Below are 13,093 nucleotides of genomic sequence, written 5' to 3'. Positions count from 1 at the left end.
TAACTTTTTTACGCTTCGCTTAAAGTTACCCACATTTCTAAACCAAATCAACAACAACGACAACATTTTTTTTACACACTTTTTAAGACACTACCAAATATAAAAGAAAGGGATCAGTAGCAAAAGTTGTGTTTATGCAAAAATATTTTGGTCAAATTAAGTGAGATCTATATTAAAAAAATAATAATATTCTTCCAACCTCAAGTATTTAAGGCGTGTCTTATAAAAAAGTTAATATTTGAAAGACATGCTTTAATTACCTTTGCTTTTTCATAAAGTTCTGTTTTCGGAATCAAACATTTATCATAACTTTTACTGATTCTAAATAACAAAAATTTGCGTAAATTTGACGCTCAATTTATTATATAGAATTATGTTGACAAAAGATAAAGTTCAGGCATTTCTGAAAGAAATAGAAGTAGATGATTTGGTTCAGAATTTCCAGGTAATGGGGAACGATGTATATATCGATATGACTGCGCATTCACCGGCAATGCACGAAAAGAAAAAATTAGAAGCTGCTATGAAACAGGCTTTCGCTTCTGAATTCGGTGAGGAAATCGTTCTGAAATTAAAAATTGCCTCTCCCGAACCGTCTGAAATTCAACAAAGTCAGATCAAAGGAAAGCAGATTAAAGGCATTCAGAATATTATCGCAATTGCTTCCGGTAAAGGAGGTGTTGGGAAATCTACGGTTGCAGCAAACATCGCGGTAACTTTAGCGAAAATGGGTTTCAAAGTCGGGATCTTAGATGCTGATATTTACGGGCCGTCTGTTCCGACGATGTTTGATACCGAAGGCGCAAAACCAATCTCCGTAGAAATCGACGGTAAAAATTTAATGAAACCCGTTGAAAACTACGGTGTCAAAATGTTGTCTATCGGCTATTTCTCAGGTGCTAATCAGGCGGTAGTGTGGCGCGGACCGATGGCTTCGAAAGCGTTGAATCAAATGATTCGTGATGCGGCTTGGGGAGAACTGGATTTTCTTTTAGTCGATTTGCCTCCGGGAACAGGCGATATTCACTTGTCGATTATTCAGGAAGTACCTGTAACAGGAGCGGTTATCGTAAGTACTCCACAACATGTTGCGCTTGCCGATGTGAGAAAAGGAATTGCAATGTTCCAAATGGAAAGCATTAATATCCCAGTTTTAGGTTTAATCGAAAATATGGCGTATTTTACCCCTGAAGAATTACCAGATAATAAATATTATATTTTTGGAAATCAGGGAGCACAGTATTTGGCAGAAGATTTAGGAATTCCTGTTTTAGGCGAAATTCCTTTAATTCAAAGTATCCGTGAAGCCGGTGATGTTGGCAGACCTGCTGCTTTGCAGGACGGTTCGGCGATTGCTGAAATTTATATGAAGACCACTCAGAATATGATTGAAAGTCTGGTCGAAAGAAATAAAAACCTTCCCGCAACGGAAGCAGTAAAAATCACGACCATGGCAGGTTGTTCTCCAAAAAAATAGGGAAACTATAATCCGGAGTGTCAAAAAAAATATTAAAAAAATTTTGACGGGTGGTTTACAATAACAAATCATGATTTAAAACGATGAACAAAGAAATGAAACACGAAGAAACAGTAACCAAAGTGATGGATGCCCTCGAAAGTATTCGTCCGTTTCTGAATAAAGATGGCGGCGATATCGAACTCATCGATGTGCAGGGGCAAACAGTTTTGGTGAAGCTTCACGGGAACTGCAACGGTTGCCCAATGAGTTTTTCTACCATGAAGTTGGGCGTGGAAACCACGGTAAAACAATTTGCTCCGGAAATTCTGGAAGTGTTGGCAATAGAGTGATTTTAAATAAAAAGATTTGATACAATCAGGAAACGGGCTTTTGTCCGTTTTTTATTTGAAAAGCTCTTCGCAGCTTTAAAATCAATTATTTCTTTAAATCTAAAATGGATTGAAATTAAATTAATATTTTAGCAGATTAAACGATTATTATATGATTGCCATAATAGACGGCGGTTCTACCAAATGTGATTGGGTGATCCTCGATAATTCCGGGAAGCCCCATTTGAAAACAACAACTTTGGGCTTTAATCCCAATATTATAAATCCCGATTTTATCGGCCAGGAAATCGATAAAAACCAAGACTTGTTTTTTGTGAAAAACCACATCGAAAAAGTGTTTTTTTATGGATCAGGTTGTGGGACTCCCGCCAATGTAAAAAAAGTGGAAAATGAGTTTGTAAAAGCTTTTCCGCAGGCAGAGGTTCGGATCAAAGAAGATTTAACCGCCGCTGCTTATGCCGCCTACAATGGCAAACCGGCAATCGTTTGCATTTTGGGAACAGGCTCTAATTCCTGCTTCTTTGATGGCGAAAAGATTAGGGTAGATTTGCCTTCTCTCGGTTTTTTAATTGGTGATGAAGGAAGCGGAAGTGCTTTAGGAAAACATTTGCTGCGTCGGTTTTTTATGAAAAAACTGCCGGCGGATTTAGAGCGCGAGTTTAATAAAACTTATAATCTCACAATTGAAGAAGCCATCCGAATGATGTACCATAACCCGCGGGCCAATGCGTACTTGGGAGAATTCAATAAATTTATTGCGGACCATAAAAGCCATCCTTACTTTCAAAATATGGTTTTCGACGAAATGAAAAATTTTCTGGATTACCAGGTTTTGCCTTATCCGGAATCAGGAGAAACTGAAATTAATTTCATTGGTTATATTGCTTATATTTATGAAGATATTCTGCGCGCCGCCGCCGCCGAACTTAATTTAAACATCGGAAAAGTGGTTCAGAAACCAATTGAAAGTCTGGTCGGTTATCATAAGAAATACATCTTAAACCTCGACTGATTTTTCTTCAGACCGTATTAATAGAAACTATTTAAAACATACATCAATAGAGGTTTCGTACCTTTATATAAAATCAATATATTATGTCCAGTAAAAATAATAGAGACGAAAAAAACTTTAACCAGGCAGCACTTGATTATCATAGCGTTGAGCCAAAAGGGAAAATTGAAGTAATTCCATCCAAACCACATACTTCACAAAGAGATTTGTCTCTTGCTTATTCTCCGGGAGTCGCTATCCCTTGTTTGGAAATTGAAAGAGATCCAAAATTAGCTTACGAATACACCGGCAAAGGAAATTTAGTAGCAGTAATCTCAAACGGAACGGCTGTTTTGGGATTGGGTGATATCGGTGCAGAAGCTTCAAAACCGGTGATGGAGGGAAAAGGGCTTTTGTTTAAAATCTTTGCCGACATTAATGTTTTTGATATTGAAATTGATGAAAAAGATCCTGATAAATTCATCGAAATCGTTAAAGGAATTGCCCCAACATTTGGCGGAATCAATCTGGAAGACATCAAGGCTCCGGAAGCATTTTACATCGAACAGAGATTAAAAGAAGAACTGAATATTCCGTTGATGCACGATGATCAGCACGGAACTGCGATTATTTCTGCTGCGGCATTATTAAACGCCCTTGAAATCGCGGGTAAAAATATAGGTGAGGTAAAAGTAGTTGTTAATGGCGCGGGAGCTGCGGCAATTGCCTGTACCAAACTCTATCTGGAACTCGGTCTGAAAAAGGAAAATGTGCTGATGTGCGATTCCAAAGGAGTCATCAACCATAAAAGAGAAAATTTAACTCCGGAAAAACTCGATTTTGTTGCCAATACCGAAATCGAAACCTTAGCAGATGCGTTACAAGGTGCAGACGTTTTCATCGGACTTTCCAAAGCAGATGTCATGACGGCGGAAATGCTTTTGACCATGGCAGACAATCCTGTGGTTTTTGGTTTGGCAAATCCAAACCCCGAAATTGAATATGATCTGGCCATGGAAACCAGAAAAGACACCATCATGGCAACGGGTAGAAGTGATTATCCTAATCAGGTGAATAACGTTTTAGGATTCCCATATATTTTCCGTGGCGCGCTGGATGTTCAGGCGACTGGAATAAATGAAGCCATGAAACTGGCGGCAGTTCATGCTATTGCAAATCTGGCCAAAGAACCCGTTCCTGAAGCGGTTATTCTGACCTATAACCTAAAGAATTTGAGTTTTGGCCGCGAATATTTCATTCCAAAACCTTTTGATAACCGACTGATTACGCGAGTTTCAAAAGCAGTAGCCCAAGCCGCTATGGACAGTGGAATTGCGGGTAAACCGATTGAAGATTTCGACGAATACGAAAATACGCTTTTGGACAGAATGGGCCGTGACGAAAAACTCATCCGAATGATGCAGAACCGCGCAAAAGCCAATCCGAAAAGAGTGACTCTCGGAAATGCCGAAGAATACAACGTTCTGAAAGCAGCGCAAATTCTTTATGAAGAAGGAATTGCACAACCGATTCTGTTGGGTGATAAAAAATACATTCGGGAACAGATGAAGAAATTCGGGATTGAACTGAATGTTCCGATTGTGGATCCTGCAGATGACGATCAGGAAGAAAACCGTAAAACGTACCGCGAATCGCTTTGGAAACTCCGTCAGCGAAAAGGCATGAACGAATATAAAGCTAAAAGATATGTCCGTCAGAGAGATTATTTCGGTCCGTTGATGCTGAAAAACGGTGATACCGATGCTTTGATTGTCGGTTTCTCCAAGAATTATTCGTCAACGCTGAGACCGGTGTTAGAGGTCATTGAAAAAGAAAAAGGCGTTGACAAAGTATCATCGATGATGATGATTCTCACCGAGAAAAAACCTATTTTCTTTGCCGATACTTCGATTATTCAGAATCCTACCTCTGAAGATTTGGTTAACATTGCAAAAATGTCGGAAATGGTGGTGAAATCTTTTGCCATCGAGCCAAGAATCGCGATGCTGTCTTTTGAAAATTTTGCAGGAATCTCCGAGACTTCGAAAAAAGTAGCGAAAGCGGTTTCCATGCTTCATGAAAAATACCCGAACATGATTGTGGACGGTGAAATACAGCCTGATTTTGCAATGGATGCTGATCATCTTTCAGATTATCCGTTTTCCAAACTGGGGACTACGCCGGCGAATGTATTTGTATTCCCTAATCTTGAAAGTGCCAACCTGTCCTACAAAATTATCCGCGGAATGAAAGTGGCACAGGTAGTGGGTCCTATTTTGATGGGGCTGAAACAACCGGTTCACGTATTGCAGATGCGCGCCAGTGTAGATGAAATCGTGAATCTGGCGACCATCGCTGTTCTGGATGCCCAGATGAGAGAAAAGAAATAAATTTTCATCAAAACTATAAACTTCAGTATAAAAAACACAAAATGATTTATTCTTTAAAAGGAATTGTTCAACAACTTAATCCAACTTCCATAGTAATTGATGTACAGGGAGTTGGATATTTAGTTGGGGTCAGTTTGCAAACTTCCGAGAAATTAGTGTTAGGAAAAGAAACCTTTTTAAACATTCAACAGATTATCCGCGAAGATGCCAATCTGCTTTTCGGTTTTAACACAATTTTAGAAAAAGAAATGTTTAATCTGTTAATAAGCGTTAATGGAGTGGGACCGGTTTCTGCCCTGATTATGCTTTCTTCTTTGTCCCTTACAGAGATTGCGGCAGGCATTCTTTCAAACAACAGCGCCCTGTTACAAAAAGTAAAAGGAATCGGTGTGAAAACTGCGGAAAGGATCGTTGTCGACTTGAGAGACAAAGTCCAAAAATTCAGCAGTTCCGATGAAAATATTTCTATATTTGTGAATAATAAAGTGAAAGAAGAATCGTTATCTGCATTAGAGGTTTTGGGAATTTCCAGGAAGATGAGTGAGAAAATGGCAGACCGAATTCTAAAGCAGAATCCTGATCTTCGGGTAGAAGATCTGGTGAAGCAAATTTTAAAAAATATTTAACATTTGGAGAAGAACAGTTTTTTTAAGCATAGATTTTTAATTTTTGTTTTGACGTGTTTCTCATTTGTCAGCATTTTTGCGCAACAGAAGCCCAGCGACAGTTCATCAGTTAGGACCGATTTTTCTTTGCCTAATCCGATGCGGTATGATGCGTTTTATGACGTGTCAAGCGGGATGTACATCCTTTATCCCAAAATAGGAAATACAGTCGTCGGAAATCCCATGTCTATGACCTCTGCGGAATATCATCAGTACATGCTCAAGAATCAGTTGAGTGAATATTACAAAGAAAAATCTGCCACTAATGCTGTAGGTTACAGAAAAGACCAAACCGAAGCCATTAAAAAAGGACTGCTCCCAAGTGTTGATATTAAAAATAAAATTTTCGAGAGTATATTCGGAGGTAATAAAATCGAAATTATTCCGCAAGGTTTCGCCTCATTCGATATTGGGGGCCTTTACCAGAAAATCGACAATCCTTTAATTTTACCTCAGAACAGAACCAATTTCGCCGTTGATATCCAGCAGAGAATTCAAATGGGATTAATCGGTAAGGTTGGTGAGAACCTGCAGCTTAAAGCCAACTACGATACCCAAAGTGGTTTCGCTTTTGAGAACAGGATGAATCTGGTTTGGCAGGCAAAAGGATCGTGGAAAGATTTACAGTCAAAAGGTCTCACAGATAAAACCACTGGCGGCGAGGATAAAATTATAAAAAGAGTAGAATTCGGAAATGTGAATATGCCGCTTTCTACCAATTTAATTCGCGGGTCAGAATCTTTGTTTGGTTTAAAGACCGAATTCCAGTTAGGTAAAACGTACGGAACTTTGGTGTTTTCCCAACAGCAGGGTGAGGCCCGGACCATCGTCGCACAAGGTGGCGGTGTAATGAATTCCTTTAAATTGAATGCAATTGATTATGAAGATAATCAGCATTATTATTTAGACCATTATTTCCTAAATAACTACGACAAAGCACTTCTCAATTATCCACAGATTAATTCAAGAATCAGCATTACCAGAATTGAAGCCTGGGTTTTGGACCAGGGTTCAGGAAATCTTCAGGATCAAAAAGGGATTTTGGGAATTCGGGATTTGGGTGAAGGGATTTCCGGTTATCCGGATAATTCTCAAAATAATTTGTATCAAAGCATTTCCGCTGCTATTGGGATTCCCAGAGATGCAGGAACAGATTATGGAAATATCATCAAAGGTCAGCTTTTCCCCAATGCAAACGGTTCACCGGAAGCGTATGCTGACGGAGAGCAATATATTTTCAACAGAAAAGCCCGAAAATTAAATCCAAACGAGTTTGCATTTAATCCGCAACTGGGATATATGTCGCTTAATCAAAGATTAAATGACAACCAGCTTTTGGCGGTTTCTTACAGTTTTACGTTGAATGGTGATAATAAGGTATACAAAGTCGGAGAGTTTTCAGAAGAAAGTCCGGTTTTGATCACCAAAGTTTTGAAACCGAACAGTACCGTAAAAACCACTTCGCCCATGTGGGATTTGATGATGAAGAATATTTATCCATTAAATACGAATCAAATCAATCCGGACGGTTTTTTATTAAATGTGTATTACCGTGATCCGCAAAATGGCGGAAAGGTAAATTATCTGCCAACAACCGTTAATTCCCCAACAACGCAGGTTAATCCTAATCTTTTGAAACTGTTCAACTGGGACCGTTTGAATATGAATAACGATTTACAGGAAGGTGGCGGAGAAACCGGCGACGGTATTTTCGATTTCGTGCCGGGAATAACGGTGGATCCTGAAAATGGAAAAGTGATTTTCACCAAAGCAAAACCTTTCGGTGCTTATCTGCAAAATATCTTGGGAACTAGTGATCCAAAATTTGTTTTTAATGAATTATACGACCAACAGAAACAGGTGGCTTCTCAAAGCAATTTGGCGCTGCGTTACACGATGGAAGGTCGGTTTAAAGGAACGCAGGGTTCCGGGATTTCTCTTGGCGCGATCAATGTTCCGCAAGGTTCTGTAAAAGTTTCTGCCAACGGTGTGCAACTTCAGGAAGGGGTAGATTATACGGTAGATTACATGTTGGGATCGGTAAATATTATTAATGAAACGGTGAAACAATCCGGTCAGGCGGTAAGTATTTCTCTGGAAAATCAATTGATTTTTAATACCCAAAGAAAAAGATTTTTAGGTTTAAACCTAGAAAGAAAATTCAATGAACACCTTACCGTAGGTGCAACTGTTGTTAATTATGCCGAAACTCCATTAACACAGAAAGTAAACTTTGGCCAGGAAGCGGTGAATAATACCATGGCAGGATTCAATATTTTATATAATAATGAATTGCCGTTTTTGACCAGATTAACCGATAAAATTCCTTTTGTAAATACAGAAGCGCCGTCGAATCTGAGTTTCCTTGCCGAAGGTGCTTATCTTATTCCGGGACAGAATAAAGGAATTGGCGACCAGTCATATCTCGATGATTTCGAACAGAGTACATCCAAGATCTCATTGAAAGAACCGGCGATGTGGAGTTTGGCTTCAAAGCCGGAAAAAAATCCTGAACCTTTCTTTTTAAATGGAGGTTTAAATGACGATCTTGCTTCCGGAAACGGTAGAGGATTGTTGACCTGGTATAACATCGACCCGAGATTTTACGGAATTGGCGGTAAAGCTCCGAACGGAATTAATGCTGCAGCAGTTTCCAATCATGCTTCACGGCGGGTTCAAATGTCGGAACTGTACAACAGCAGAGATTTCGTAGCAGGTGAACAGCTATACACCAATACTTTTGATATCAGTTATTTCCCGAATGAAAGAGGGCCTTATAACATCAATAAAAATATAGAAACGACAAAGGAAAGATGGGCAGGTTTAATGAGACCGGTTTCGGTTTCTAATTTTGTGAATTCCAATATTGAATATGTAGAATTCTGGATGATGGATCCGCATGCTGATGGAAATCCCTTGGGGACTAATCCGAAATTACTTTTACACTTAGGAAATGTTTCTGAAGATGTTTTGAAAGACGGCAAACTTCAGTATGAAAACGGATTGCCAACGCCGACAACTCCGGCAAATACCACGACTACTAACTGGGGAATTCAGCCAAGTCAGTTTCCGGTTCTTTACGCTTTCTCTTCAGAAAATGAAGACAGAGCCGCACAGGATTTAGGATATGACGGTTTAGATGCTGAAGGTGAAGCTGCGAAGTTCGGAACCAATTACGTGAATCCGGTGACCAATGTTTTGGATCCTGCTTCCGATGATTTCGTGTTTTATCTGTCGGATAAATTCCAGGGAAATCAAGCGTCTTCTTTAACGGAGCGTTATAAATATTTCCGCGGGCCGGAAGGCAATTCGAAAAGCAATACTTTGGAAGTTGCAACTCAAATGCCGGATGCCGAGGACATCAACCGTGATTATAATTTAGATCAAAATGAAAATTACAACCAATATACTATAGAACTTGACAAGAACAAAATGGTGTTGGGCGAGAATTTTATAGTTGATGTTAAAGAAGTAGAAGCTAAATTCCAGAACGGGCAAACCGGAAAAAATAAGTGGTTTTTATTCCGTGTTCCTGTGGCGCAGTTTGATCCTTCAAGTGCTGGTGGGGAGGCTGATCCTTCTATTTTAAATAATGTCCGTTATGCCAGAATGCTACTGACAGGATTTGACCAGGCTTCAACCATCCGTTTCGGAACCTTGGATTTGGTGCGAAGCGACTGGAGAAAATACACCAAAAATATAGCAACCAATCTCAATGATTCTGATGAAGGAACTAATTTTGTGACTGATCAGAATTTGGATGTCGGAAGTGTAAATTTAGAAGAAAATGGTTTAAACGAACCTCCTTATGTGCTTCCTCCGGGAATCGAAAGACAGATTCTTAGCGGAAATGCCGGTGCACAAAGACAAAACGAAGCATCATTATATATGAAAGCGCAGCCATTGGAGAAAAATTCTTCCCGTGGAGTTTTCAAGAATGTAGCGTTGGATATGCGCCGTTACAAAAATTTAGAATTATTCGTTCACGCTGAAGATTTGAAAAATGTAAATTCTTCGGACTATGATGAAGATGCAAAATTCTTTATCCGTTTCGGAAGCGATGCCACTGATAACTATTATGAATACGAAGCATCTTTAAAATACACCTCTAAAAACGCAAGGTCACCCCTGGAAATTTGGCCAACTGAAAATACAGTAAATCTTGCCATTCAGCATTTTGTGGATGCGAAATTAAGAAGAGATCAGAATTTCCCATCGGGAATAGATATCCGTCGTGAAGATGTGGAATATGGTGTGCAGGATCCCAACAAAAAAATCTATATCAAAGGTCGCCCAAGTTTAGGGAATGTGACCACGATTATGCTGGGAGTCCGAAATAAAAATACCCTGATCAATAAAGAAGTGGTTTTATGGGTTGATGAAATCCGTCTCTCGGAGATTGAAAATAAAGGCGGTTATGCCGGAAATGCAAGCGTGAATTTCAACCTCGGAGATTTTGCTTTGGTCAATGCGAATGCTTCCTATTCAACAATCGGCTTCGGTGGAATTGCAGAAAAACCTTCTGAAAGATCGCAGGCGGAACATTCTGCATACAGCATTAATACCACTGTAAATGTTGATAAATTCTTGCCGGAAAAAACAGGTTTGAAAATTCCGGTAAACTATTCGTACACGCAAACCATCGAGGATCCGAAGTATAATCCACTGGATAATGATGTGACTTTCGAAAATGCGCCGAACAGAGAAGAACTGAAAAAAGTAGCGAGAACCTATACGCAGCAAAGAAGTTTGGGCGTGGTGAATATGCGTAAAGACCGGATGAATCCAAACAAAAAAGCGAAGTTCTACGACGTAGAAAACGTGTCGGTAACTGCTATTTATAATGACGACTATTACCGCGATGTTTATACCAAGAAGAATTACAGGCAATATTTGAGAGGATACGCAGATTACAATTATTCTTTCAAGCCATTTGTCATCAGGCCGTTTAATAAAATAGTGAGCGATACCGCGAAATCTTATAAGTATTTAAGATGGCTGAAAGAAGTGAACATTAATCCTGTACCAACAAGATTATCTTTCAGAACAGAAATTGACCGTAATTATAACGAATTGGAGTTTAGAAATATCGATGCTATTCTTGGTGGAAATGCTGGTCAGGACTTTGATGTCATTAGAAACAGAAACTTCTATTTCGGCTGGCAATACGGTTTAGGATTTAATTTTACCAAATCACTGAAGTTGGAAATTAATTCTTCTATGCGAACTTTAAATGACAATTTGAGTGTTTATGATATGAACAACAAATCGATTTTTGCGGATCCTTTCAGAGCAGGCCGCCCTGTTTTATACAACCACCGCGTTCAGCTGAATTACAGATTGCCATTTGAATATTTACCTTATCTGGATTTTATTAATGCTGAATTAGGCTACGGCTTTACCTATAACTGGAATGCCAGAAGTACGGTGATGACCAGTTTCGTAAATCCGGAAACCAACCGTTCAGAAAGTTTGGGAAGTATTGGCCAAAACACCAGTAATATCATTGCGACTTCCGCCGTTGATGTGCCGAAATTCTTTGGAAAATTCAAGTATTTCCAAAACATCAGTATGAAGATGCAGAAGCGCAAACAGGAAATAGATTCCCTGAATAATGTGTACAATTTGGCATGGCAAAAGACCAATCAGAAAAAAACCTTCAAGAGCTATAAATTCAAAAATAAACTGAATCCGATGCAGAGTATTGCTTATGCATTAACTTCAATCAAGCAAATGGATGTTTCTTATAATGAAAATAACGGTACCGTGCTGCCGGGATTGCTGTCTGCGCCAAATTGGTACGGTTACGGGCAAACTCTGGGCGGGCCAACTTACGGTTTCCTTTTAGGTTCGCAGGCAGATATCCGCAGAACGGTTTTGGAGCGCGGCTGGATTTCTGATTCAGATTATATGACCGATCCTTATGTTCAGATGAAAAACCAGAATTTCCTGGCGAACGTGCAGATCGTGCCGGTGAATGAATTTAGAATTGATATTAATTTCTTAAAAAATTATACCAGTAATTTCACGCAGTCAGGCTACAACGTAAGACAAAACTTAGCGTATCCAAATCATGATTTTGCCTTTGCAACCGAGATGATTACTTATTCCAGAACAGCGTGGACTTTCGGAACTTCATTTACCGATGGTAAAAATATTTACGACAATATCATTTCGAATGCAAGAATCATTTCTCAACAAATGGGCGGGACTCTTGATTCCAATGGATTTACAGACGGACATTCTTTAGCCAATGCCTACGTTTTGGTACCGGCGTTCCAGGCAGCAGTGGAAGGGAAAACACCAACCGGAATGACGGACGCCAAGAAATCAGGATTCCCACTTCCGAACTGGAGGGTAATTTATTCCGGTTTGAAAAACATCCCGTTGGTTAACAGTCAGTTTTCTAAGTTTGATATTCTCCACGGTTACACTTCTACCTATACGGCGTCGGGAATCCAGTCGAGTATTGATTATTTTAATGTTCAGAAGAACGGAGCTTCAGACAGAGATGCGTTCGGTGATATTTATAATCCTTACACTTTCTCTCAGGTCGGTTATGTAGAAGCGTTTGCACCATTAATCGGAGCCGATGTTACGATGAGAAACAACATGCAGTTCCGGGCGCAGTATAATATCGACCGCTTACTGATGTTGGGATTGGTAAACCATACTTTAACGGAAGATATGGGCAAAGAATACATTCTTGGATTTGGATATATTCTGAAAGATTTAAAAATGAAGATGAACTTCAAAGGAAAAGAAAGAACCATTAAAAGTGATTTGAACATCCGTGGAGATTTCTCTTTAAGAGACAGCCAAACCAGAATCACCAATATTTTACAGGATGATTCGCAGATCACCGGAGGACAGAAATTGATGAGTGTAAAATTATCTGCAGATTATAATATGTCCCAGAATTTCAATATCCGATTCTTCTACGATCAGTTGATGACGAAATATAAAATTTCTACCGCCTTCCCGCTTTCAACAGTTCGGGCAGGTTTAACGGCAACATTTACCTTTGGTGGAAGCAGCGGTTTCTAATCAATTTTTAAGCTAAAATTAAAACTCAGGATTTCAATTCTGAGTTTTTTTGTTTAGAATTAAAACCGTTCTTAAATTACATTTAAAGGTATTGGGGATACTGTACTAAAAAAGTGTGTAAAGTAAAAAGTTGTATTTTTAAATTACAACAAATAAACGTACAGACTTATGAACTTTACACAAGAACAAAT

General features: G+C 39.2%; 6 protein-coding genes. All 6 read left to right on the top strand.

Features of this window, described 5'->3' with window-relative positions:
* Positions 1-373 precede the first annotated feature (373 nt).
* On the top strand, positions 374-1,477 hold the full coding sequence (locus QF004_RS13760) for an Mrp/NBP35 family ATP-binding protein (RefSeq protein ID WP_133439713.1): 1,104 nt from the start codon (positions 374-376) through the stop codon (positions 1,475-1,477).
* Positions 1,478-1,572: 95 nt separating this feature from the next.
* Positions 1,573-1,809 (top strand): NifU family protein, encoded by a 237-nt coding sequence (locus QF004_RS13755; RefSeq protein ID WP_282904690.1) that lies wholly within the window; start codon positions 1,573-1,575, stop codon positions 1,807-1,809.
* A 151-nt stretch (positions 1,810-1,960) separates the two neighbouring features.
* Positions 1,961-2,821, top strand: coding sequence for a BadF/BadG/BcrA/BcrD ATPase family protein (locus QF004_RS13750; protein ID WP_307427422.1), 861 nt, complete (start codon positions 1,961-1,963; stop codon positions 2,819-2,821).
* Between the two features lie 83 nt (positions 2,822-2,904).
* Positions 2,905-5,190 carry an NADP-dependent malic enzyme gene (locus tag QF004_RS13745; RefSeq protein ID WP_307427419.1) on the top strand — a complete coding sequence of 762 codons (2,286 nt, stop codon included), beginning with the start codon at positions 2,905-2,907 and terminating at the stop codon, positions 5,188-5,190.
* Positions 5,191-5,231: 41 nt separating this feature from the next.
* Positions 5,232-5,816, top strand: a complete 585-nt coding sequence (gene ruvA / locus QF004_RS13740; protein ID WP_133439717.1) for a Holliday junction branch migration protein RuvA — start codon at positions 5,232-5,234, stop codon at positions 5,814-5,816.
* Positions 5,817-5,864: 48 nt separating this feature from the next.
* The gene (sprA, locus tag QF004_RS13735; protein ID WP_373456913.1) at positions 5,865-12,902 is read left to right on the top strand and encodes a cell surface protein SprA; all 7,038 of its coding nucleotides are present in this window, start codon (positions 5,865-5,867) and stop codon (positions 12,900-12,902) included.
* Positions 12,903-13,093: the final 191 nt, after the last annotated feature.

It is taken from the genome of Chryseobacterium sp. MDT2-18, from assembly GCF_030815285.1.
Lineage (GTDB): Bacteria > Bacteroidota > Bacteroidia > Flavobacteriales > Weeksellaceae > Kaistella > Kaistella salivictor.
This window is presented reverse-complemented; position numbering and strand designations above follow the sequence as displayed.